The sequence below is a fragment of the Candidatus Limnocylindrales bacterium genome (genome assembly GCA_035559535.1).
GTDB lineage: Bacteria > Moduliflexota > Moduliflexia > Moduliflexales > JAUQPW01 > JAUQPW01.
Genome location: DATMBG010000032.1, coordinates 72,580 through 98,323 on the forward strand (window position 1 = coordinate 72,580; position 25,744 = coordinate 98,323).

17 protein-coding genes are annotated in these 25,744 nt (G+C 46.5%); 6 read left to right on the plus strand and 11 right to left on the minus strand.

Going from position 1 to position 25,744, the window contains the following annotated elements; all coding sequences use genetic code 11:
• Window positions 1–4 precede the first annotated feature (4 nt).
• The gene (locus VNM22_10200) at window positions 5–1,150 is read left to right on the plus strand and encodes a radical SAM protein (protein HWP47521.1); all 1,146 of its coding nucleotides are present in this window, start codon (window positions 5–7) and stop codon (window positions 1,148–1,150) included.
• Window positions 1,151–1,156: 6 nt separating this feature from the next.
• Here the strand turns inward: VNM22_10200 and VNM22_10205 are convergent, their stop codons facing one another.
• From VNM22_10205 to VNM22_10250, 10 genes are all read right to left on the minus strand, one after another.
• Window positions 1,157–2,449 (minus strand): divalent metal cation transporter, encoded by a 1,293-nt coding sequence (locus tag VNM22_10205; protein ID HWP47522.1) that lies wholly within the window; start codon window positions 2,447–2,449, stop codon window positions 1,157–1,159.
• A 447-nt stretch (window positions 2,450–2,896) separates the two neighbouring features.
• Window positions 2,897–3,667 carry a heme-binding protein gene (locus VNM22_10210; GenBank protein ID HWP47523.1) on the minus strand — a complete coding sequence of 257 codons (771 nt, stop codon included), beginning with the start codon at window positions 3,665–3,667 and terminating at the stop codon, window positions 2,897–2,899.
• A 670-nt stretch (window positions 3,668–4,337) separates the two neighbouring features.
• Window positions 4,338–5,198 (minus strand): substrate-binding domain-containing protein, encoded by an 861-nt coding sequence (locus tag VNM22_10215; GenBank protein HWP47524.1) that lies wholly within the window; start codon window positions 5,196–5,198, stop codon window positions 4,338–4,340.
• 69 nt (window positions 5,199–5,267) lie between these two features.
• A complete protein-coding gene (locus VNM22_10220) occupies window positions 5,268–6,392 on the minus strand; it encodes a porin (GenBank protein HWP47525.1) in 1,125 nt (374 codons plus the stop codon).
• 201 nt (window positions 6,393–6,593) lie between these two features.
• Window positions 6,594–7,145, minus strand: a complete 552-nt coding sequence (locus VNM22_10225) for a molybdopterin-dependent oxidoreductase (protein HWP47526.1) — start codon at window positions 7,143–7,145, stop codon at window positions 6,594–6,596.
• Window positions 7,142–8,224, minus strand: coding sequence for a substrate-binding domain-containing protein (locus VNM22_10230; GenBank protein HWP47527.1), 1,083 nt, complete (start codon window positions 8,222–8,224; stop codon window positions 7,142–7,144). The genes VNM22_10225 and VNM22_10230 overlap by 4 nt, the downstream gene beginning before the upstream one ends.
• 868 nt (window positions 8,225–9,092) lie before the next feature.
• Window positions 9,093–12,749: a BadF/BadG/BcrA/BcrD ATPase family protein gene (locus VNM22_10235; protein ID HWP47528.1), complete on the minus strand. Its 3,657-nt coding sequence runs from the start codon at window positions 12,747–12,749 to the stop codon at window positions 9,093–9,095.
• Window positions 12,750–12,825: 76 nt separating this feature from the next.
• On the minus strand, window positions 12,826–14,628 hold the full coding sequence (locus tag VNM22_10240; GenBank protein HWP47529.1) for a hypothetical protein: 1,803 nt from the start codon (window positions 14,626–14,628) through the stop codon (window positions 12,826–12,828).
• Window positions 14,629–14,777: 149 nt separating this feature from the next.
• The gene (locus VNM22_10245; GenBank protein ID HWP47530.1) at window positions 14,778–15,749 is read right to left on the minus strand and encodes a radical SAM protein; all 972 of its coding nucleotides are present in this window, start codon (window positions 15,747–15,749) and stop codon (window positions 14,778–14,780) included.
• 135 nt (window positions 15,750–15,884) lie between these two features.
• On the minus strand, window positions 15,885–17,966 hold the full coding sequence (locus VNM22_10250) for a radical SAM protein (GenBank protein HWP47531.1): 2,082 nt from the start codon (window positions 17,964–17,966) through the stop codon (window positions 15,885–15,887).
• A 481-nt stretch (window positions 17,967–18,447) separates the two neighbouring features.
• Between VNM22_10250 and VNM22_10255 the strand changes: the two genes are divergently transcribed.
• From VNM22_10255 to VNM22_10270, 4 genes are all read left to right on the plus strand, one after another.
• On the plus strand, window positions 18,448–20,346 hold the full coding sequence (locus VNM22_10255; GenBank protein HWP47532.1) for a hypothetical protein: 1,899 nt from the start codon (window positions 18,448–18,450) through the stop codon (window positions 20,344–20,346).
• A 75-nt stretch (window positions 20,347–20,421) separates the two neighbouring features.
• Window positions 20,422–22,023, plus strand: coding sequence for a tetratricopeptide repeat-containing protein kinase family protein (locus tag VNM22_10260; protein ID HWP47533.1), 1,602 nt, complete (start codon window positions 20,422–20,424; stop codon window positions 22,021–22,023).
• Window positions 22,024–22,146: 123 nt separating this feature from the next.
• Window positions 22,147–23,001 (plus strand): protein phosphatase 2C domain-containing protein, encoded by an 855-nt coding sequence (locus tag VNM22_10265; protein ID HWP47534.1) that lies wholly within the window; start codon window positions 22,147–22,149, stop codon window positions 22,999–23,001.
• Window positions 23,002–23,009: 8 nt separating this feature from the next.
• Complete coding sequence (locus VNM22_10270) at window positions 23,010–23,537, plus strand: hypothetical protein (protein HWP47535.1); 528 nt, start codon at window positions 23,010–23,012, stop codon at window positions 23,535–23,537.
• A gap of 303 nt (window positions 23,538–23,840) precedes the next feature.
• On the opposite strand, the gene VNM22_10275 is transcribed toward VNM22_10270, so the two are convergent.
• A complete protein-coding gene (locus VNM22_10275; protein HWP47536.1) occupies window positions 23,841–23,969 on the minus strand; it encodes a hypothetical protein in 129 nt (42 codons plus the stop codon).
• Window positions 23,970–24,409: 440 nt separating this feature from the next.
• Between VNM22_10275 and VNM22_10280 the strand changes: the two genes are divergently transcribed.
• Entirely contained in the window at window positions 24,410–25,732 is a 1,323-nt protein-coding gene (locus VNM22_10280) for a hypothetical protein (protein HWP47537.1), read from the plus strand.
• The last annotated feature ends 12 nt before the right edge of the window (window positions 25,733–25,744 follow it).

Consider the following 25,744-nt stretch of genomic DNA (forward strand, 5'->3'; position numbering starts at 1 on the left):
ATCCATGAAACCTCTCAAAGTCCTTTCCCAGTTCACTCAAACTATAACCTCGAAAAAAATCTTTAATATGCTCATCTTCTTTGTAACATCCCGTTGTAACTCAGTATGCCGAACCTGTTTCTACTGGGATAGCCTTAACCAACGAGGTGACCTGACCTTTGAGGAGATCAAAAAAATTTCTGCAACCATGCCCGAATTTAGTGATCTCTGGTTTTCCGGTGGTGAGCCGACTTTGCGGGAAGAGTTGGTGGAAATTACCGACCTGTTTTGTAAAAACAATCAGGTCCGTTCAGTACGAATTCCAACCAACGGGCTTCTAACCCATCGCCTAGTACATTTGGTGGAGCAGATGTTTGCCTTAAATCCGGAGATTAGCCTGCATATCAACATGGCCCTGGATGGATACGGTGAAACCCATGATCGGATTCGAGGGGTTCCGGGTAATTTCAAAAAAGCCCTGGAAAGTCTTCAGGCCCTTTCTCCTCTCCGCCATAAATATCCCGGTTTCCATCTCTTTGTGAATTCCGTTATCTGCAAGGAAAACCATGATCAGCTCATTGAATTGGGTTATTTCATTCGGGACCATTTTGAGGTAGACGGTCATTATTTTCAGATTATTCGAGGAAATGCTATGGAAACCAGTTTACGGGATGTGCCCATGGAAAGTTTGAAGGCAATTTATCAAAACGCCATGGAACTCCACCGCTATTATTTAGCCCGGTCTCGACAAAAGCCGGGTTGGTTGCCCCAGTCTGTTTTTAATATGTACTATCTGGGAACTTATCTCTTCACGTATGAGACTCAATTTAACAATACTGATCATAACGAACGCTGGAAAATACCGTGTTTAGCAGGCACAACCTCTGCCGTCCTGGATTTTGATGGAAGACTCAGGATCTGTGAACTGCGAGAACCTATAGGCAATCTGCGGGATTATGATTGTAACTTCCGTCGGCTTTGGGAATCTCAAATCCGACAGGATGAAGTATCTGAAATGAAAAAAGATCACTGTGATTGTACACATATTTGCTTTCTGTACAACACGCTTAAGACGAGTCCCAGAGCCTTATATTGGGAGATTCCTAAGAACTACTTTAAATTCAAACGGGCGGGTGAAGCATTCTCCTGGCTTCGGGCTTCCCGGGATTAAACCTGACTATTTCCCCCAGGTTGCCAACAGACCAAGGGTAGCTGCGAGCATGATAAGGGTTGTTATCCACCCTAAGATTTTGAGGGGCAAGGAGAGGGTAAATTTGCCCATTACTTTAGGATCTGAGGCCATAAACATCATCACTATGATGATCGGTACGGCAATGATCCCATTGATGACTGCGGCCCAAACCAGGGCCTTAATGGGATTAATATGAAAGAAATTCATAACCAGACCGAGGAGCGTTGCAACTGTGAGAACTCCATAAAATCCCTTTGCCTCCAAAGGCTTTCGCTCAAGACCCACCGGCCATTTAAGGGCCTCTCCGACTGCATAGGCCGCCGAGCCTGCTAGAACCGGGACTGCCAATAAACCTGTACCTATAATACCCGCTGCAAAAAGGAGGAAAGCAAAACGACCGGCAACCGGTTCTAAGGCTTGAGCCGCCCGGGCCGCCGTCTCAACATCCGCTTGTCCCTGGGTGTGAAGGGAGACTGCAGCGGTCAGCATGATGAAATACCCCACTCCGTTGGAAACTGCCATTCCCATATAAGTATCGAACCTGATCCGATTCAGTTGCTCTGGAGCCTGCCGGGGATCCTTCTTAAGCGGTCGATCCCCCGGAGTATTCTTTACCTCCTCAACCTCTTGAGAAGCCTGCCAAAAGAACAAATAGGGACTGATCGTTGTACCAAGTACCGCAATGAACATGGTAATGTTTCCAGGTTCAAAGGAAAGAGATGGTAGGAAGGTTGCCCGAATTGCCTGACCCCATGGAATAGGGACGACAAAAACGGTGGCAATATAGGAAAATAAAGCCAGGGTAAGCCACTTGAGGTATTTAACATATCGCGTATAAGGTATAAAAATTTGAAGGATGAGCGAGATTAAAGAGAAAACCAGCACATATAAAAGCAAAGGTCCACCGATCACAAGTTGTAGAGTAGCTCCCATGGCACTGATATCTGCACCCAACGTAATGACATTGGCCAGGAAGAGCAAAGGCACCAGGGTATATAGGAACCAGGGACTATAATAATGACGGATGTTTCCCGCTATCCCCCGACCGGTAACCCGACCAACCCGGGCACTAATCTCCTGAACTACACTCATCAAGGGATAGGAAAATAACATTGTCCATAGCATCCCACAACCGAACTGGGCTCCCGCTTTAGAATAAGTAACAATTCCACTGGGATCATCATCTGAAGCCCCGGTGATAAGCCCTGGACCCAATTGCTGGAAAAAGCTTTTACCCATCGCTTTGGCTTTTATCCATTTATTTTTATTCCTGGCCATTTGAAAACACCCTCGAAAACAGGCCCTTGACTTTAAAAAAACCTTCCCCCTGGAAGATAAAATAACAGTTGCTACTATTTTTATATTTTACCATATTTTAAAACAAAACCGTCTCTCTGACGAGGGAAATTTTAACCTAAGCTAGGAGGCAGGTCGATTCGCGGTCATTGTCTGGGATTTCAAGGAGAAGTCTTCGTCTCAAATCATCTTTTCTTGAAACTTGAAAAAGTGGGGATAGGGTAGGGTATATCCTCTGAAGCTATTTTGCAATTAAGAGAATTAACGGTTATGGTCGACGAAGCCATCCCAAAATCCGGAAAGGATGGTTTTGCTCAAAGGACCCGGGAGGATGAGGTAGGGGGAAGTTTTTGCCGGTGGGTCACCGGATGGTGTCCTGGCCCTTAGCAAATACTTCCCCCTGGCCGGGGTTTTACGTTTCAGGGTTGACTATTTGCCCAGGGTGCAGGGATCGCCGTCCGTGCTGGTAGTAGCCGGTGCAGGATCTATAAAGAAAGGAGCTGCGGTCTGTAAGGCAGAAGGAGCCTGATAATCGGATGCAGCGCCTGGTTGATCGGCTTTCGTCCCGGCTTCGGCTACGTCCTCATCTTCTTCAACTCCATCTCCACTCACCCCGATGGCACCTACTAAGGTATCATTAATACCGTCTCCGTTGGAGTCTTTGTATAGAGGAAGACCTCCTGGGAACTGAATGATTCCCCCCACAAATCCTTCTGTTTTTGCATTGCCTTTAACGGCAGGAGCCAGGTTACTGTTTCCAATCATCCATAGAACGCCTAAAGCAGGGGTCGCTCCGGGATGATTGGTGGCAGTTACTGCCTGGGATAAACATCCAATACTCCGGCTGGAAAGAGCATTTTCATTACTGCTGAAGGCCCGGGCCGTGTTTGCTTTAGCCCGTGCAATATCAATGCTTCCTGCCCAGGCATCGGGCATAGATCTAAATTCAATGATCTTCCCATCCCTATCTACACAGGCAATATGCATTTTCGTGGTTGTACCGGAGGGTACTCGCAATGCAGAAGCTTCAACGTTGGCCTGTGCCTCTGCGGCTGCTATAATCAAGTCACAATCTGCCTTTGTAAGCTCCACGTGTGGAGCCGCAAAGGCATCTGGAATCCCTGCGGGTGTGATGAAATTAATCAAGAAAAAGACAAACAAGAAAAAGACAAAATTGAATATAAATAATTTTGCTATCATGGCCTTTACCTCCTGGTATTTACTACCTTGTAAAGTTAATCTTGATCCCTCTAAAGTTGTCTTTACGAGCCCTTGGATATCCCAGGGTAGCTTCCACGAAGCAATCCCTTGAAGTTCAGAGACGACTTTGTTTCTCTCGCTTCGCCCCGGGTTTCCGGATTCCCTATCTGGACCTATAGTCAGAAAAATAACACATCGGTCCCCTTCACAAACCCCGGCATGTTTTCAGGATCTTAATTCTGCAGAACCCTAACGACAAAATATCTCCACCGGATTCTCTGTTCAACTCTCTACGCTTTCTTGCATGTTTCAGGCCATGGAACTGAAAAAATCTCCCCTTGATAAAAACAACCCATGGATAGGGGATTTTAAAATAGGTCTGTGGAATTTAGCCTGTCCCATTTCCCTCCCTTTTGTCTTTCTAAAAGAGACAAAATACCGGACTTTTTCACCTGATCCTCTGATTTATTAATGACTTAACGCTTAACTCTGCCGGGAGACAAAATTCTTTCTCATAAAGACATGCCGGAAAGACCGATGGAATATGTCGTTTCCCCGGACAGGATTCATCTTTTCTTTCTAGAAAGGTTAGAAAGAAAGCCTTCTATTTCCACCGGGAGAGCTCTTTTTAGGAATATCTTTTTTACCAGGAGAAGACCATTCCTTGCGTTTATCCCAGTTCTTCTTCTTTTTTTCCTGCGGCAGGGAAAAAAAGAGGCTGACCGAACTTCTCTACTCCAAAAGTTCTGATCAGGTCTTGAGCTTCAGGAGAAACCATGAAATCACTGAAAGCTTTAGCTCCTGCTGCATTTACTTTAGGCCACTTCATCGGATTAACTTCGATAACATGATAAATGTTTAGCAAGGATTTATCCCCTTGTAGAAGGATATCCAGATTGAGTGTTTTCTTCAGTGCCAGGTAAGTTCCTCGATCCGTTAAAGTATAGGCCTTTTTTTCTGAGGCAATTCCCAGCGTTTGGCCCATTCCCTGGCCGGATTCTTGATACCAGGCCTGGCCTGCCGGAGTGATTCCGATGCTTTTCCAGAGTTTTTTCTCTAACTGATGGGTTCCGGAGTTATCCCCTCGGGAGATAAACAAGGCTCCGGTATCGGCTATTTTTTTCAACCCTTCCGAAGCCGATGAAGTGCCTTTGAGTCCGGCAGGATCCTCCGGAGGCCCTACAAAGATGAAATCATTATACATGACCAGGCGTCGGTTCACCCCAAATCCGTTTTCTATAAACTTCTTCTCGGCCTCGGGAGCATGAACCAACAACACATCAGCTTCTCCCCGCTCTCCCAGAGCCATGGCCTGCCCTGAACCGACCGAAATGGTTTTTACCCTGTATCCCGTCTTTTTTTCAAAGACGGGGATTAAGACGTCTAAGAGTCCGGAGTCTTGGGTACTGGTAGTGGTGGCCAGGATAAGATCCTTTTGCTCCGGATAAGGTTGAGCCTGGGAAAATCCTATGAGAATCTGGAAAATAAAGACTGTAATTAAGGGGAAGAGGAAAGTACGACGTCTACGCATAGGAACTTCCTCCTGGAAATATATAAAGCAGAAGCAGGTAGGGATTGCTTCTGCTTTACACTTTAAACATTAAAATACAAACTGGGCTTGGAATCGGAAGGCAGATTCTGTCTCCTGGGCTTCCGATTGAAACGAGACGATATCATAGTTAAACATGAGTCGAACCGATTTCTGTAAATATAGATTAACCCCCGGGGTTATAAGATAAGACGCATCATCGTCTTTATCTCGATTGGGGTCTGCATAATCAAACCGAAAAAGTGGCTCTATGAAGCTCATCCATCTGTTATGGAGCTCAAACCGATATCCTGCGTTGACTTGAAATCCAAATAAGGTAGGAACATCTTGGGTCAGGAATACGTTTGTATTTCCTACTTTGGGTCCCTGGTAATTATCGGCAACATCCAAGTCCGCCTGCACATAGAGCCCTTTAGTTTTTCCCTGTTCATAAAGGAAATCAATTCCAAAGGCCTGGGCATTGGCCGATTCAGTGGGCGGCAAGGGATTTGAAGCAATTGGAACGCCTTCGTAGTTATTATTGGCGAAGGCAAAGCCCACATCGAACTTCTTGAGAGGGGAGACGACCACCCGAGCAATTAACTCTTTGCCATTGTCCGTGTCTAATCTATTGGCAGGTCCTCCATTGGTAATGCTTAAAGCATAGCGGATGGGCGTTGAGCTTTCGAACTTTCCTTCAAACTGAACCCCGATATCCCGGTTCGTATAGTTCAGAATATCCAGTAAATCGAACAGCGCGGTTCTTCCTAAACCTCGGATACGAACCCCCCGCTCAATGGGGAGGTGAGTTGTCGCAGAGAGGATTTCAAGTAAAAAAAAGGGCCGCTTGTACTGACCAATGCGGATATTAAACCGGGGATCGAAATTAAGGAGTAGGTAGGCGTCTCGGAGTATATCCGTGCTTGAAGCTGCATCAATCATGATTCTTCCCGATAGCCAATCACTCAGGACGGCATCTGCAGTCAATCGAGCCCTTCGAACTTCAAAAGAGCTGTCTACCTGATCTTCTACGGAACTGGTGGAAAATTGAAAATGGGCATATCCTCCAATGGTGAGTTTAACTGCTTGATTTGGAAAGATATTAATCGTTGGCTTGGGCTCCTCTGCAGCCAGAACCAGTAAAGAGGTAATCCATAAAACAACCGGTACAGCAAGGGGAATCCATTTACTTTGCATGTCTGTCCTTTTTATATCTTATATTGAGCTTAACCTGGAGCAGTCTGAAAAAGTACGCGAAATCCTGAGGTCTGTTTTCAAGACTCCCCCGACTAAACTCAATTTGAGCTGTTGACTTGTGAACTATCTGGGATCGAATTCAGGCCAAGTCGTTTGAATTTTATCCGATCCTACCAACCGCAGGTTGCTATTCCCTATCACCTACTCTCGACCTGCGGGAAGAATCCTAAGGGTGGTCACCTGCCTCACCCAACGGGCATGACGTTTCTCATCGGGAATAACGATATGTAGAGGCCCTTCTGGAGCCGACAGTGGCCGACCATCTCGTCGGTCTGCAAGAAGGACCAGACGATCCGTAAATGACGGATCGAGTTCGGGTAATGCAAAAACTACTTGATACCCGTCTGCGGCTTGAACAAGCAAATATCTGGCAAGCTGTTTACCACGTAACTCCCTGCCGAATTTCACACCTGCAAGTTGCAGAATGTCTACCAGGGGAACTCCTTCATAGGTTGCCTCTTTCCCTTCATGATCCCTGACCTGTACCGTACGACGGGGGAGTTTTGCCAAATCAGATTCCTCTAGCCTAAGGGGATGTTCTACTTCGCCGACCACCATCAGAAGGGAATTGGCCACAGGTGAATTCGGCTCCGGGGTCTGTCCAACGGCTATAATGGGGTAAAGGAAAATGATCAGACAGATAATAAAACAGGAACCATACAAAGAGATAAATTTGAATTTTGTCTGTTTCATGGATGGTGCTCTGCCTGGGAAAGAAGAACTGGATAGAATAACGGCTGTCCGAATTTATCTTTCCCAAACTCCTGGATAATTCTCTGTTCCTGGGAGGTTAACCAGCCGATTAAAGCCATAGCCATCACATACTTAACCTGAGGATGTTTGAGTGGGTTAACAGCTATGATGCTGTAGGGGTTGAAGAGGACAGGATCTCCTTCGAAGAGGAGGGCCAGGTTGGACTGTTGTGGGAGGGTTAAAAAGGTACCTCGATCTGTAAGGGTGTAAGCTCCCTGCTTCTGGGCCATTTGAAGGGTCTCTAACATACCCTTTTTAGTCTCTACATACCACTTACCTTGAGGATTTATCCGGGCTAACTCCCAGATTTCTTTCTCTTTACAGTGGGTTCCGGAATCATCCCCTCGAGATAGGAAAAGGGCCTGTTGCCTGGCTATCCGTTTGAAAGCATCTACGGCCGTTTTAGCCAGGCTAACCTGGGCCTGATCTTGAGGAGGTCCTACTAAGACAAACTGATTGTACATGATATCTCGACGATTAACCCCATGACCCTCTTGAAGAAATCGCTCTTCTAACTTCCGGGCATGAACCAGTACGGCATCCACCTGTCCTGCTGCAGCCAACTCTAGCGCCTTTCCGGTACCCACCGGATAGACCTCTACTTTTATGTTAAATTGCCTTTCAAAGGGTGAAAGCAGGACGGACAACAACCCGGAACTAACCACACTGGTAGTCGTGGAGAGTTTGAGGCGTTTAAATATGCGGGTAAATTCATCCTGAACAAAATTCTCCACCTTTTCCCTAAAGACCAGATATTTGGAAAGCCATTCTTTACCTTCTGGGGTAAGTCGGCAGTGGGCCTCTCCACCTCCACCCCATCGCATCTGTACGAATTTAATCCCCGACGCCGCCTCCATTTTTCGAAGTAACCCCCAGGCGTTCCGATAGGACATCTTGCATTGTTCCACGGCTTCCTTTAAAGAACCCGACGCTTCAATTGCTGTAAGAAGCTTTGCAGATCGATCATTGAGAATGATCTTCCCTCCCATTTCAAGCCAGATATCCGATTTAGCTTCCATAACTTTCTCAGGGTTCAAAGGGTTATGAAATATATGCTTTAAAAAGCATATTAATTTCTTCCCCTCTATTGCTATATAGAAGGTTAATAAAAATCAATTATCAAGTGTTTTTTATAAAAAATTTAATATGCTTATATAAGCATATCAATTCGATCCGAAAATGCCAACCCAGGGCCCCCAGATCAGACCGTTTTTTATTGAAATTGAGGACAAAAAACCCAAAGAGGCGGAAGCGGTTAAAAACCTTTACCGACCAGGCTGACCCAGGTGAGTAATACTTTCAAGACGAGATGAAAGCAGGCATGCGCCCAGAGAATCAAAGAAGATGGACCCTCCGAAACTCCCTTCTCCCGTAGCGTGGGAGAGGGGTCCAGGGCATACGCGCCAGGTTAAGCTGAAAAACCCTGTCAGGGGCCAACAGGGAGTAGCCCCCGACGCAAGCCAGGGGATTCAGTCATTCAGAATTTTTTTCACGCTCTCAGGTGGCGGCCTGTGAAACAGGTTGCTCCGCCGGGGTTAATCTTCTTATCCTGGCATGTATAGGGGGTTGGGGGGTGAGGGCCCCTTAAACGTTAAGCAAAATAAGGATAACAAGGTAACAATCAATATACTATAAACCCCTGTAGGGATTTATGGAAAGTAAAACTCACCGGAAACAAAACGATGGAGCTATCGATAGGGAAAAAGAGGACTTTACGGAATTTATCCCGAGAAAGAAATGGAGGGGTTTGGAGAGCACGCATCCCATATAACGGTAAATGGGTGTCAATGGGCAGGAGGGCTTTGAAAAGGTTTGTTTTGGTTACTTTTTAGAGGAATAGAAAAAGAAGGGGGAGCGCTGGCTCCCCCTGGAGAAAGGTCGTCTACATTATCCCACCATGACCGTCGTTTCCCTTTCCACCGGAGTTTCCTCTGGGGCATGTTGTTGGCTTAGCTCGACCCGTAGTCTGGCTTCATAGGCTTTCAACTGCTCTTCGATCTTCCTCCGCTTCTGCTTTTCTTTGATCATGTCTTCCCGATAACGTTTTAAGAAGTAGGCGATGGTTTCCACTCGAATTTTGATAGAGCCGGTAGGCTTATTTTCATCGATATCCTTAAAGGAAAAGTAAGGGGTTCCGGATTTCTCCACGATACGCTCGATAACGGTATAGATGGGAGCATCATGGCCACACTTGAAGCTGGAGAGTTCCAGAGCAACCAGGTTGGGATGACGGGCCACATACTTAGCGGCCCAGATCTTACGACTCGTATTCTCGCTATAGGAGTTCTTCCATACATCGGAGATATCCATGGGATGCTTGATAATACCTTTGCGGACTTCCTCACCGAAGAGTCGCTCCAGGATATCCTCATCGATGGGGAGAGAATCTTGGGTCAGAATCGGATAACCGAGTTTTTGGAACTCTTCCAGGATATCGTGATTAATGCCGGGGTCATTGTGATAGGGGCGGCCGAGAACCACAATACCCAGTCTATCTTCTGCTTCCAGCCGCTTAAGGACCTCCCGGGCTGTTCCTCGAAGAATGACATTATTGAAGTAATCCAGAGCCTTAAATCCCTGTTCCACTGCACGCTCATTTTCTTCTTCGGAGAGACCTAGGATATCTTTAAACTGCTCGTACATCTGTTTGGTAAAGAGCTTTCTTTCTGGGATATTCAGGAAGGTATCCAGGTATACGACCCCCATCTCCTTGAAGAGATCCCCCTCTTTGGTAAAGGCCGCTTTGACAGCCTCAGGCGTTGCGGTAACCGTGGGACAGGCCCGGTTAGATTGGGTATACTTCAAATCCGAGGTGAGGGAATCGATCATGGGGAAGAAAATATAATCCAGTTTTTTCTTCTTATGGTGTACATAGAGCAGGTTATGGATATGGGGAATCGCAACCTTGCTGGGGAAGCAGGGATCAATGGAACCTCGCTTGGCTCCTTCCTTGTAGAGTTGCTCACTGGTATAATCGGAATAGACCAGATTACCCGGTAAAATTCCCAGGCTTTCAAAATAAGCGCTGAACAGCGGATTCTGGGAGTATTGATTGAGGACCCTCGGAATACCAATTCGAATATTTCGGCGGTTTTCCATCAACCGGATCCGTTTCCGGGTTTTCTCTGTAAAAGCATAGATGGGAATCGGATCGGCTACAATCTCAGGTTTGAAAGATTCCCAGGCCTTTTCGGCGGCTATTTCGCAGAGATTCGGATTTTCTTTCTTAACAGCATCCAGGCCCTTCTTGATTTCCTTCATCTCATTCAAGTCTTCGACCGTTCCTTTCTCACAGGTTGCGATAATGAGCCGTTGGGTACCCGGTTCCAGAGGAACTTTGGATTTCACCTTGGAAGGTTTCTTATTTTCAACTTTTGGGCCCATCTCATTTCCAGATTCCTGGGTTAAGGGATCCTTTTCTGTCAGGCCGGTCTTGACATCGATGAAGGTCCGGAGGCATTTGTTCTTGCAGAAATAGCATCGGGTATCTTCATTCCGGGTGGTTTTATAGGTAATTTGGGCAACTTTATCCAGACCGATAAAAGTAGTCTGTCGGCCATTTGTCCAGAGCCGATGGGCTTCCAAAGCGGCTCCGATAGCCCCACTTTCTCCGGTATGTTCATGGACAATGACCTCCGGCTTGACCCCTTTATCTTTGAATCGGGATTCGATGAAATCCACCTGGGCTTTTACGGCGGCCAGGTTATGTTGGGTTCCACCCTGGAGAAGGAAGCGGGTTCCCAGGGAAGACAAATTGGGAATTTGGGAGACATAGAGCCAGATGTTCTTGGGAAGGACGTTGGCGAGTCCGGCCATGATTTCTTCGGCTTTCCATCCCTGTCGTTGGAAGTCCACAATATCCGATTGCATAAATACGGCGCATCCATATCCAAACTCCGGAAAATCTTTGGCGCTGAAGGCCAGGTCAGCGAATTCCTCAACTGGAAAGCCAAAACCCTCTGCAGTGCTTTGTAAGAAATATCCATTTCCGGCGGAGCATTGCGTATTCAGCTTAAAGTCCTTTACACGACCGTCTTTCAGGATCATGAGCTTGATATCCTGTCCCCCCACATCACAGATCACGTCTACATTCTTATAAAAGTGGAGACCCGATTCAGTATGGGCAACAGTTTCTACAATGGCAGCGTCGGCACCCAGAACATCCTTCAGAATATCCTTGGCATAGCCGGTGGTTCCAACTCCCAGGACCTTCAAGGTAGCCCCTTGGGATTCCACCTGATTTCGAATCTTCCCGATGATCTCTATGGTATCCTGGATAGGATTTCCCTTGGAGAGTTGATAGGCCTTGACCAAAACTTCTTTATTTTTATCGATGAGAACCGCTTTGGTAGAGGTAGATCCTCCATCAATACCCAGAAATCCCTCGACGATTTCACCGGCAGAGAACGTTTTAGGTACGAACTTTTTCTTCTTGTACTTTTCCTTGAAGGCCGCCAGTTCTTCCGGGCTCTTACTAAGTCCACCCCCACCGGCTTTTTTGGCTTTCTCTTCATTCCGTCCGTAGTTAATGTAATACTCCAGCTCTTTGGTTCCCTTATAAACCCCAACCTGGGGATCTTCTTGTTTTCCGAACTCAACGGCCCCAATGGCGGCGAAATATTGAGCATTCTTGGGAACTTTGATCAGGTCCATGGGATTCACGCCGGGCGGGAGAGGAACTTTTCGTTCTTCCCAGATTTTGGGAATATTGGCTTTCCAGCAATCCTGCATCCCTTTGATATAGGTATTGGGACCCCCCAGCAGTAGAACATGGGGACGGAGCGTATTGCCCCGGGTCAAGACCGAGAGGTTTTGCTGGACAATGGCTTCAAAGAGAGAGGCCATGAGTTCGTCTGGAGGAACCCCCGATTTCTGGAGGCCGTTAATGTCCGTTTCTGCAAAGACTCCGCATTTACCGGCTACCGGATGAAGTCTTAGTCCGAAATATTCCAGTTCAGCCATTTTCTCCGGTGGGATTCTAAGCTTAGCATTAATTTTATCGATGACCGCCCCGGTACCTCCAGCGCATTTATCGTTCATACTAGGGATTTTTTTCTTTTTTCCAGTCTCTGGATCTTCTTTGAAAATGATAATCTTAGCATCCTGCCCCCCCAACTCGATCACAGATCCGGCCTCTGGGTAAAGTTTTTCTACGGCCAGGGAAACGGCATTGACTTCTTGAACGAACTTGGCACCGATAAAACGACCTACGTTGGCCCCCCCACTTCCGGTAACAAAAATACGAAAATTCTCCGTCGGAATAGGAAATTCTGCTTCAATTCGTTTCAAGAATTCCAGGACTTTTTCCGGTTGTTTGGTTTCATGGCGTTGATAGTCGCTCCAGACGATCTCATCCGTAGCAACATCTACAACCACGGCTTTGACCGTTGTAGAGCCGACATCTAAACCAATCATTAAATGGCGATCCGATATATTTTCTTTCTTATCCGGGGGAATCGCCTGGATTGTGGGCCCAGGTTCTATACCTTCGATTTGTAGAAGTTTGCTGGCTCCATTGGATTCCTGAGAACAGCAGCCGCCCATTATTTTTTCCTCCTCTAACCTGTTAGAGAGTATAGGGAGCACGGGTCTTAGATCCCATACCCCTAGACTCCTCCATCTACTTCCGACCTTCACCCCTCATCAATTCTGCAACGTGGTGAACGAACCGAGCTGCCGTACCGATGATCCCTTTATAGTGGGGGATCTTGTACATAGGCCGTTTCAGTTCGGGATGGTCTTCTACATAAGCTTTGATTTCTTCCAAAGTATAGCCGGTAGCCTCCAAAACACGTTTGAATTCTTCTTTGGCTTTGACTTTCGCTTCACCCAAGGCCATTTGAACCCGACTATGGGCATTGATCTCACCTTCACCGGAGGTTTCAATGGGGAGGTAAATCATATCCTTGTACATACCCATCACGGCGGATTGAACCCCATCACTTTGGGTACTGGGCATACACCCAAAAGGCTTCAGCGAGAGAACCATGTGACAGAGGTCTTTATTATGGTAGTAGATATTTTTAGCCACTTCCAAATGACCTTCTCCTCCGCCTGCACGGGAATTATACATGGGATGGGCAATTCGTTGGAGTTCGTATTGATCCGTTAACCCGTGGGCCGTTCCGCCCAAAGCTTCCCGGAGTCGGTTGTATTCCCGGGCAAAGATTTTCTCGGCGATGGTCAGTTGGGCCAGCTTGCTATAGCAATTCTTGAGCGCCTTGACCCGTTTATGATATTCCCACCACTCTGGAGTGGGTTCCCCTTCTATCAGGCCCTTCCGGTCCCGAATCCCTTGCTTGGCTTGATGGATCATATAATTAATCCAGGTAGCAATGGGTTCTACCAGAACCTCTGCACCTTCCCGTTCCAGGAATCGGAACATATTAAAATTTCCATCGCCTTCCGTGGTTTGGGCCCAGAATTCACCGGTAATTTTTACAATGGGTTTCACCCGGGTACGATCGACTTCGATCTGGTTGAAGCGATCCCGAACGTTTCTAAGTGCACCGGTATAGTAATCACTGAACAATTGGTTTAAAAACTTTCCAATCATCTCTGCGGTATCCATCAAATTGGGCATTTTATTGAGAATTTTTCCCAAAATCCCCTTGATTTCCCAATATTCCTTCTTTTTCATAACCTCGTGCATGTAATCCATAATTTCCCGCAGAGCCAGATCGGTTGCGCCTGGTTTGACCTCAAAAGGCCGAATCTGGTAGGAGACCTCGTTGATTAAGTCCCCGATATTGAAGGCGTTTAGCAATCCCATAAAGAACTTAACGTTCATCTCAAGTCCGGCTTCCACTTCACTCTGATTTAACCCACCGGATTGCTGGAACAATAAAACCCGGAACCCATCAAATCCTGCATTTTGTAACGCCAGTCGGTATTCGGCCTCATACATTCCGAACCGGCAAGGTCCACAAGCCCCGGCGGTAATGAACACATAGTTATCGATAATTTCCTTTTTGGACAGACCCTGGGCTTCTAAATTTTGGAGATACTTCACCAGGTTTCCAACGGTAAAGTAAGTGGGATTGCATTGACCGTTGTTGCCATACTCCTTCCCGAGTTGGAAGGATTTTACATCCGGGGTGGGTAGATAGTTGGGTTTATAGCCCAGTCCTTCCAGGGCTCCATGGACCAGGTGTTCGTGCTTCCAGGTTAATCCACCAAAAAGAATGGTCGTATGACCTCGTTGGTCCCGGGTAAAGGGGTTTTCTTGGGGTCTTGTAAAGTGTTGAACGGTCTTTTTCTGAATACCTGCTTCCCTTTCTAACCGGGCTCTTTCTTCATTCAACCTTTGTTGAATTAAATCTTCCAGAGAATGACCTGGAGCAGGGTCCTTTTTGTAGGGGTGACCGTTGGGATTTCCGTTTTGTTCTATGACCGGTAAGCTCATATGAGAAGAATCTGCCATTCTACACCTCTAAAAAGAGAAGGTATGGGGGCATGGAAGGAAGTATGGGAGTGTGGGGGTGGGGGAGTGGGGGAGATAAAACTTCTATGCTCCCATACTCCCATACCTCCCTACTCCCATACTTTCATACTCCCATACCTCCGGTTGGATCATGTAAATAACAACGTAGGAAGGGAGCTCCACAAACCCTTAATCGAGTAAAGGACTTCAACCTCACCGCGGCAGTTATACCAGCAAGCGTCGCAGGTATTCATTTCATTTTCTCGCTTCAAGGCAGCCAGGGTTTTTTCAATGGGTAACTCCGTAATTTTACCTATAGAAGCCTGACGATGTTCCACACATTTAGATACTTGAGAGAAATTATCGATATTGAAGAAGGATCTTCCGGCGTGGCATCCCGAGATACCTCCGGTAGTCAGGAATTGATCAAAGTTACCTAAGAACACCGGGTTAGAGAGGAAGTTTTTATACTTCTTCTTCAATTTCAGCAGATGTTCTGTGGCCTCCTTTCCGAAACGATATTTCTGTTCCCCGGTTTTCATGGTACTATAGGGTTGAACCATGAAATAGGCATTGTGCTTGGCCGCTAATTGGATCAATCCTTCAATATCGTCCAGGTTATCATGGAACAAGACCGTCATCAGATTAACCCGTTGGTATCTCCGAATACGTTCCTCAGAGAAAAACTTCAAAGCCCTCACGGCCCGTTCATGGGAGCCTTCTCGCCCCCGCATGGCATCATGTTTTTTGGGGTCCAGATAATCGATCGAGACGCTGGCCCCCCATAAACCGGCTTCATAAACCCTTCGGGCCAATTCACGGGTAATCATCCATCCATTGGTGGTTACAAAGGGAAAGTGATACTTCGCCAGAATGGAAATAATTTCAGGTAGATCCTTCCGAAGAAAAGGTTCTCCACCTGCAATGTTGATCATGAGAGAACCAAACTGCGCCAGCTTTTCCGCTCCTATTCGAAAATCCTCTAAGGTTGCCTCGTTTTTGGGGCGTTCCTGCCAGTAATAGCAAAAAGAGCATTTGTAATTGCACCAATAGGTAACCTGCCATGAACACCAAACCGGGTTTCCTTTCAAGTAACTCCAGACCAGACGCAGCTTTTTCACAAACGGCGATAACTCACCCTTCATTGTAAAAAGTGGCTAAGGTAGGTTAAAGTTCTTAAAGTGAACTAACCTTCAAAACCTTCCCCTTTTAGTTCCCCGTAAACTTTAACCCCCTGAGCTGACTTCTCCCTTATTTTATTGGTCGAGCTCAATCTGAATTAACGAGGAGGTTCCAACTTCTGGCGCCACGGGTTCCTTCAGAACGTATTGGCGGTACAGTTTGGCCATTTGTGCATTTTCCCTCTCCCGGCGCAGTCTCTCTTCCCGGGCCTTTCGCTTTTCTTCCCGGGCATTCTTGGCAATACCTAATTCATCCAGGTCGGTCTGGGCCCCTGCTGCCACATGTTCTGGATTTACAACCAGGGAGTGCTCGGTACTCTCCAGATTCACCTTTCTCCCACCGGTAAAAATTTCATGCCGCCCATGCTCCTCATACCATTTGGCCAATGTGGCTGTCATATGCATTTTCTCGACAATCTTCCGCCAGCCTACTCCGGTGTTATAAGCACAAAACGAAATCTCTCCCTCTTGCGTAGCATAGGGAATAATACATTGCTCGGTTCGTCGAAAATCATAATTAAACAAATCCTGGAACCACATTCCGGCTATAAACAGGAAATTCCAACGATCGCTCCGCCGCTTCTGAATGTCTTCCATGGTCCGATCGGCGGTTACCTTACCGTAATTTCTTCCCGTTGCCCCGAAGGACTTATCGAACTTCACCAGCAGATCCGTCAGCTTGAAATGGGTAGGAGCCTGGAAGGGATCGTAGTTCCGGATCAGGGACAGGGCCATCCCCAAAATCGATAACCACTTCCCTCGGGCTGCATCATTTACCTTGGCTATGTCTCTGGCTAAACGATCTGCGTTCAAGAAAGCCGTAACCGGTACCGCCTCTTTGGTTTCCTTATCTACCATGATGGCCATTCCAACCCCACAGTTGGGATGACACCCACAACTCACCTGCCCCCAGTCTGCTTGAGGTCCATGCACCAGATCTGACCAATCAGAAAAGGTACTTATAAACGAAATGGGGAACCAATCCCGGGCAGGTTCTCCAATACCCAGTTGATTTTTCACATCGTGTGCCAGATGGGACAGGGTATACCGTTGGGCCATGCGCCGTTCATCGGTAATGTTTTCATCTCGACCGGTAAAAGATACCGGTTGAAAGGCACAAAATGCGATCTTTTTCGGGTTATCCAGGGCAAATTGGATGATCCTTCCCACCTGTTCATTGTTGATGCCGTTCACAATGGTAACCACCAGGATAATCTCAACCCCTGCATTATGCAGATTCTCAATCGCTCGCAATTTTACATCAAAAAGATTACCCACCCGCCGGTGTGAGTTGGCGGCATTGCCGATTCCATCAAATTGTAGATAAACATACCGTAAACCGGCTTCTGCGGCTTGCTTGCAGAATTCCGGACTCTTGGCAAACTCAATCCCATTGGTGGCGGCCTGTACACTGTTATACCCTAACTTGCGGGCATAACGGATGGCTTCAATAAAGTGGGGAGATAACGTCGGCTCTCCACCCGAGAACTGAACCGATAACTGACGACGGGGCTTAATAGAAATAGCATTGTCCAGAAGCGTTTTGATTTCTTCCCAGGTCAATTCATGGACAAATCCCACCTGATTTGCATCCATGAAGCAGGGATCACACATCATGTTGCAGCGGTTGGTCAGGTCAATGGTTAAAACGGCCCCACGCCCACTCTTGATGGTACTGCTTCCATGATTATGAAGTGCCTCATCATTATGGGCCCGAATATCTCGACCGGGGAATACCTCCTCCAGATGCCGGGTGAAGGCGGGATCAATGGATAGGACATCTTCAAAGTGCCCATGCTTTGGACAATCTTTAACCATCAAAATCTTACCATCTCGCTCAATAATCTGAGCCTTAATCTCCCCAATCCTTTCCGTACGCAGAATTTCTTGAGGAAGTTTACCGTTGAGAATCTGCTCCCTGATTTCAGGAACACATCTCGGACATAAAGAATCCGTGGTTCTCGGCCATCCCAGGGTCGGTCTGGTTTTTTGATAAGACTTTAAGAGCGGCTTGTCAGACCACCGGGGAATGAAGGAAGGGTTAGGTCTGATACGATTAAGCCTCTCAAACACAAACCAGGCTGCATTGGCCACATAGGTTAATCCCTTTTCTACATACTTCACCGGTTTATGCTTACGTTGATGGGCAACAATCATATTTTTTCTCCTTATTATATTATTATTAGTTGCTTACTCCCACGTAGGGACGTGGGGTAAATTCATAACCGATTTGCGACTTCTAGGTGCCACAAGTCGGAAATGGTAAGTACTTACTTGACGATTCAAATAAAATTACGCTTATGATTACGGCGATGATTTGGAAAGGATTCCTCATCATCATCGTAATTATCGACGTAATCTATCTCATCTTGTCAAGACAAAAATTCCCCCACTCTTTTATACTCAAATACTGTGCCAAATTTAGATTAAAATATAAAAAGAGGTATAAGAGGGCCGGAATTAGGTTAGTTTCTAAAATTAAGTGAAGGAACCAGCCTGGTTTTAAATCCCTTATTTTTCAATTTTTAGTTCAAAATAAAACCGAATGGGTTTCAAAATGAAATCCTCTCTTTCTCTCCAAATCCCTGTGTTAAATCATTTGACATCCCCGGTTTGCTGTGATTAAATTCAAAATATCATGGGATTCCTTACGAAATTTCTAAAAAGCCTGATTCGAGAACCCGATCAAAAAAAAGTAAAGATCAAGAAGATCAGACCTCTGGGTAAAATTCGGCCCCGACATCTTCAAAAGGGGGGTTACTATATTGGATTAGAAATCTGGAAGCGGGGGTTAGAACAGTTCTTACGGGCCAATCAACGAGAAACCAAAATTGAGCGTGAGCGGGATCAGAATCTCCCCAGGGTTTACTATCAACTTCCGGATAGTGTGACCATTTCGGTAGGTAAAGAAATCCGCAAGCACCTTAATTTACTCGAAGAGGATGCTGAAAGGGCCATTCAAGAAAGATATCAGGCCTTTGTCCGGGGTCATGCCCAGTATCGCGAAGAGGATCATCGAGAGGGGATTCAGGTTCACTGGCAACTTAATCTCTACCTTCCCGATACGGGCTTTACTGCAGCCGTTCGAAGGTCTCCTTCCGACGAGGAGGTTGCGGCAAAATTGCGGCTTATAGAGCCTAAAGATGTTTTGTTGGAAACCAATGAATATCCTATTTTGAAATCCCAGGGAAATCTCTTTGTAGGAGCAGACGTGGGGGAGAATAATTTTCAAATTGAGACCCTGGCCAGGGATCATTTTTCCATCAACCGAATAGGAAAGAACTTCCAGGTTTTTCACACCGGATCTGAGGGAAAAACCGAAATTCAACGGGAGGGGAAAATTATTTCCCTTTCTTCAAAGGGGGATCGATTAATCCACGGAGATCGAATCCTGGCCTATTATGGGGGAACAACCTATGTGTTTGAATTTACCGATCTGGAAGTCCCCTCATACCGGGAGCGGAGAGTTGCCTATCTCGAAGAACGAGCTTTTTATATCGTCACCCAGGATACCTATGAATACCCCCGCGTATTCTTGGGGGAAATTCCCTCCGGTTCGTATCAGGCAGGTCCCTTTCTCCGGTGGTTTCTCCCAGAGTTTGAAAATGAAAACTCCCCCGTGGTCATTTTTTATGAACCGACCAAGAAAAGGTTTTATCTTAAAACCTTATCCGAAAAAGTTCCGGTTAAGATAGGACCAGAGGAAATCTTCGTAGGAAAACATTTAACCCATGGGGATGTTCTGCAAATTGGAACCACGGAGCTACTTTTTGAAGAGTTTCAAAGCGAGGGGGTCGTACGTCTGGAAATCCTCTCCCCCCTGGTAGAGCATCCCCCTTACCGGTTAACCAAACAGGTTACGAAGCTCCGTCCTATTACCCTTTCGGGAAGTCAGAGTGGTCCCGGGTTTATTTCTCTCCAGGATCCTAAACTTCCAGATGTGGCCGCACAAATTTACTATCAAGAACCCTATTTCTGGATCGAGATCGGTCAAAGAAAACCGGAAAAGTTGGCCTTCGGGCAGGAAATTCAACTGGGCCAATCGATCCTGCGAATTATGCGGACGTCTCTCCACCCCCGGTGGAAAGCCCGATTTACCTTGATTAACCGGGATCAACGAAGGATTTATCCGCTGGCCAATATCCTTCAGGAAAGTTATGAAGAAAATAAGTGTATTCTGGGAGATGGGCCTTCCTTGACCCGTAATAGCTTTTGGTTAGAGGATGATATGGATGTGATATCGGAACAACATGCCCAGTTCAAAGCTAAAAGCCGGAAACTGGTCGAGATAACAAACTTAAGTACTTCCCGACCTATCTGGATCCTGTCTCCCGGTGGGATTTTTTTAAAAGAACTTCTATGGGCAAAACCTGATGTCCATGGAAATATCATTTTACCCGGGGAGTCTATGGAACTACGCAAAAACCAACGAATTGTCATCGGACCCTATGAATTCGAGTATAATGGACCGGGTCCTTCTTCACTCCTGGGGTACGATGAAGCCGAAGCGAAGTTGAAAGATCCGTGGGAGAACTAGCGGGGAACAGAGGGGTGAGGAAGTGTGGGGAGATAGAAATCCCCCTCACATTTCTACACCCTCCTGTTGGTTTTAATGACCGGTATTACTGCGGAAGAATTTATCCGACGCAAATCCCATAATCGACTCAAATTCGTAAGGGAAGTGGGTCGGGGTGGCTTTGGAACCGTCTATCAATTCGAGGATACGGCCACCCAGCAACCGGTCTGCGTAAAGGTTCTAAGTAATGATCTGTTTAACCGATTAGGAAAAGATGAACAGCGCCTGAAGTTCTACGAACAGGAAATTCAAAATCTAGAGGCCTACCGGTTTAAATCCAATATCGCCCATTTATACGCACCCCTTTATGAAGATGAAACTTTTCAGTTTTCTCAAGGAGATCCTTACCTTTTCCTGGCCATGGAATTTGTAGAGGGGGAAGATTTAGGTTATGAAAAAAGTGCCATTGATAACTTCCGAATAGACCATACCGAATTGGCCATTCATCTTATATTCCAGCTCTGTTCGGCCCTCCATAGCATCCACCTTCGAGGTCAATACCATCAAGATCTGTTTCCCGATAACCTTCGGGTTAGCATGGGTCCTTCAGGGAAAAAAGATCATCTGGTGGTATTGGACCTGGGTCATGTCCGGGCTTATAAACGGAAGTCCCACAGTGCCCTCTCCAATATCGGTATGTACCATCCTCCTGAAACCATTTATAGTGGTTTCGAAAAATTCACCTCCATCCGTAATGAACGGATTCGATACTTCGACCGGAGCGATATTTTTTCCTTGGGGGCCCTTTTCTATGAAATGCTTCAACTGGCTCAGCATCCAGATGACCGCGGAGGACCCTTTACTTTTTTTAAAGATATTGCGGAGTCTTTCGAACTCTTTATTTTGTTTTATGAAACGTATACTGAAACAAGCGACCCGGATCTTTCCCAAAACTGGCGGGCTTGCTTCGAGAAGTACGATAAGCGAGGCCTCATTCCCAAGCATGAAGAAAAAAGAGAGAAGTTTAAAGATCTGCTCCAGGAGGTAGGTTTGGACACCCGCATTGCTGACAGCCTCCACCTCTTACCGTCCCATCGCCCGGATATCGAGACCCTTCTAACCATTTTCTGTAATTACTTCCTCAAACAAGGAAAAAGTCTCTTCCGAATAGGAGAACCTGCCGGCTATACCAAGTGCCTTTACTGGCTTGAACGGATCACCCGCCACTTTCGAGAAGTAGAGCAAGAGGCAAAAAGTAATGACTTTATATCTCTTCGGGATAACCCCATGCTCAACCATATTCAACGTAACCTGAAAGTTTATATAGAGGCTTTGCTGGGGATTGGAAAGAGTTATTATCTCTTAAAGGATCCCTCCTGGGGAACCCATTTCAAAAAAGCCTGGTTTACCTTTAACCTGTTTGATCATACCCTTTCGATTTCTCAGAAGAAAGATATAGGGGCTAAAGCAGCCATCAATTACGCGTTTTATTTATCTGAGTTGAACAGACACCAGGAAGCCATAGAAATCCTGTGTCAGGTGGGAAGACCTTTACATCCTTCTCTACAGCCCATTTTTTTCAATAATCTGGGCTCGCTTTATCAACAAATTGGAAAAACCGATGAAGCCGAACAGTGCTTTAAACAGATGAAAATGGAGAGAAAAATGACTTCTATGCCACTGGGAGATGAGATTTAGGTAAGTTGTCTGTCATAGCTTTGTAGTAAAGATCCGGATGGCTTGTTTGCACAGATTATAGCCGGGCTTCAGGGCGAGGAAAGGAGGACTTCTACAAAACAACGGACAACGAGGGATGGATCCATGAAGATTTCTTGTTTTGCCATATCCTGTCCTGGTAAGGACACGGTGATCAATCAAGATCGATTTTTGTGTTTTAAAGAGATCTCAGATAAAATTCTTTTATGGGAAGATGGCTTTTTTAGTCTTCGAACCCAGGAGTATGTCCGGTATGGATATCTTTTTGCCATTGCCGATGGGCTTGGTGGCCATAATGCCGGGGAAGTAGCCAGTAACCAGGCCATTCGGCTTCTTTGGAAGCGGTATTATTCCGGTCACCCGGATCCCTCCCCGGATATCCTGGATCGGCTCAGGGAAATCTTTCGCCAGGCCCATGAAGAGATCAGGATCCTTTCCCGTTCTAAATTTGAATACCGGGGAATGGGTACGACCCTTACCGCCGCTATCTTAAAGGAGGAAACCCTCTACTGGGCCCATATTGGAGACAGCCGCCTCTATAGAATTAATGATTCCCTGGGAATCCAACAGCTTACCGAGGACCATACGTTAATAGCCCGTGGGATCCGGGAAGGTTTTTTAAACCAGGAAGATATTACAAAAAATCATAAAGGAGCACTTTACCAGGCTATTGCCGTAAGTCCCCAACTGGAAGTTCAAGTCGGTCAGCAAAGGCTCTCTCCTCCAGAGTGGATCTTGCTCTGCTCCGATGGGCTTACCGATGTGCTGGATGAAGGGGCAATGGAAGAATTATTTAGAGGCCAGATCCTCAGGGAGGAAAATAGAAGGGCCTTTTCAAACGTACAGGCCCCTGTTTTGCTTTCTATGAGTCCAAAGGAAGCCTGTGAAAGGCTTGTAAAAGCTGCGGATAAGATGGGGCGGGAAGATGATGTGACCATTGTGGCGATTAAAATCGAATAAAATCTCACATGATGCGCATTTTCTCTTTAGCTACTTTATCCAGCCTGATTTTTCCTCTTCTTTTTCTGAATGGTTGTGGAGAGGATAAAAATAGTTTTACCATACCCATACCCCCCGGGGCTCCCATATCTTCCGGTATTCTGACGGCAAATCCGGGAACTGTAGAAGCCGAAGGAACTTCTGTGATCAGTGTCACTTTAGAATCTATTTCGATACCTCCCCAGAATCTGATTTTTAATTGGTCTGCCCAACGGGGAACGATTACGGGAAACGAAAGTACAGTCCTTTATCAGGCCCCGACTACCCCGGGAGAGGATACGGTATCGGTCCAGGTCATCGATGCGAGTTCACCGGTAGGAACTCAGGTTATTGCAACGGGAAATATTGTCCTGATGATAATACCCAGGCCTACGCCGACACCAACCGGATCTCCAACTCCTTCGCTTACCCCTTCTCCTGAAACAACCCCCACCCCAGACTCCCAGGAGAAAGAAGAGAGAAAGCTCCTGAATAAAGCTCCCAGGTTGGCTTACTGACTCCCACGCCCGTTGAATCCTCGGCGCCTCTCTTTACATCCCCTAGGGGGGAAACACCCAGTTCCGGAATTACACCAACCCCCCGAATTTCTTCTACTCCTCCTCCGGTTAGCACGCCCCGGCCAACTCCCATACCCCGAAGAACCCCTGTTCCTACCCCCATGCCAAGTCCTACTTCGGTTTTGGTTCCAGGTCCCATTGAAGTTCCTTTACCTACCCCCACTTCAACTCCGATCCCGGTTCCCAATCCAACCAGGTTCCTACCTCAACTCCAATTCCCACATCCACGCCGACTGCAACTCCTCATCCGACATCTGTACCCCCCATGATGCCCACTGCCGTTCCAACCTCCACTCTTTCCGGTGAGCCAACCCCTTTCCCTACTTTAACTCCCGTGACTCTGCCAACGGCTACACCGACGGTTTTACCCAACCGACTCCTATCTCTCTACCCTCAAAAGTGCCTGTTCCGGTTCCATCGGCAACACCTGTAATCCTTCCAGATCCCACCAAAACGTCTAAACCGGGTAAGACTCCGAAACCCAGTAAAACTCCGAAACCCCCCAAGATGATGAGGACGATGAAGGGGAAGAAGATAATGGTCCCGGTCGCAGTAATAATTAGTACTTCTTAATTTACTTAAACTTTAATCGACCGGGGTCTGTTCCCCATATTCTTCAAAAAATCGGTCTTTGACCCTAGTGGGATTTACTCAAGCTTCAGGGAAGTGGCCTATGGGCGGCCATCCCAGAATCTAAAAATCCCCCGGCTCCGGCAGGGGTAATACCAATCTGTAGAAGTATCGAAAAAGAAATTTGCCTTTAAGGTAAATTGATACCATTTTAAAAGTAGGATAAGGTGAAAGGAAACATTATGGGATACGTGAAAAACTTTTGGGGTGGTATTATTTTTCCTGGGATAATTATAGCCGGTTTTATCGTTCAGGCTTTCGCTTTAACCAATGAAGAGACCTCTTCACAACTTCAATTTAACTTTAATCTTCCCGGAGCCAGGGCTTTGGGACAGGGTGGTGCCTTTCTTTCCACGGCAGATGATGCCACGGCTTCGGCGGCGAATCCCGCCGGGCTTGTCATACCCCGACGACCCGAATTTTTAACCGAAATTCGATTCACCCGTTTTACAACCTTAGATGTTCCTGTGGAAGGGACTCCAACCTTAAATCCCAATGGTCAACCAACAATCCAGATTTTTACAGAAGATTTCACCAGCGGAACGATTACTTCTCCTTCCTTTTTAAGCTTTGCTTATCCAGCTTCAACCCAGCGCTTTTCTCTGGCTGTATTTCGGCAAGAGCTGGCAAATTTTACCCAGGATTTTGAAATAGGTCGCATTGTGATTCCTATCACGGGAGCCAGCGATGTTGAGATATTTCCGGTCAGCAGCCACCTGGATTTCAAAATAACCAACCTGGGGGGTTCCATGGGAGTCGAACTGGCCCGGGGTTTTTCCATTGGGGTAACGATCCAGGCATCGACGCTCAATATAGATTCCGAGCTAACCCGATTTGATCCCACCCGGATCAATCAGGTTTTTAATTCAACAGTCGATGAATCCGCTACGGCCCCGAGCCTTATTTTGGGTGGCTTATGGAAGCTTTACCGAACCCAAACACCCCTCAAAGAATTGTCGGTAGGAGGGGTATTTCGAAGTGGACCTCGATTCGATTTAACCGAATCCATCAATTTTAGTATCGTTCCAGGGCAAACAGGTACCACTGTAGATTATACGGTCAAGGTGCCGGATGTTTATGGGGCAGGAGCTTCTTATCGTCAAGGAGGTCTGTTAACTTCAGATGATACCATCACCTTCTCCCTGGATATTATTCACATTCAATATTCGGATTTATTGGAAAATTTCCAAATTACGCTGGCCGGTGCCAGTCCTGAAGAATTTACTGTTCAGGATGCCACTCAAATCCACGGAGGGGTGGAGTATAGCTTTTTTTCCGGAACAACCCTTATTTCTTTGAGGGGAGGATTCTTTACCGATCCAGATCATAGCATTACCTTCCAGGGAAATGATCTTCGTTTTCTGGTTCTTTTTCCAGAACGGGAGGATCAAACCCACGTTACTTTTGGTGGGGGAATTTCTCTGGGGAGACTCCGTATTGATGGAGCCGTTAATTTAGCGAATTCTATTTCTGAAGGGGTTATCACGGCGTTTTATCGGTTTTAAGGACCTCCGGTC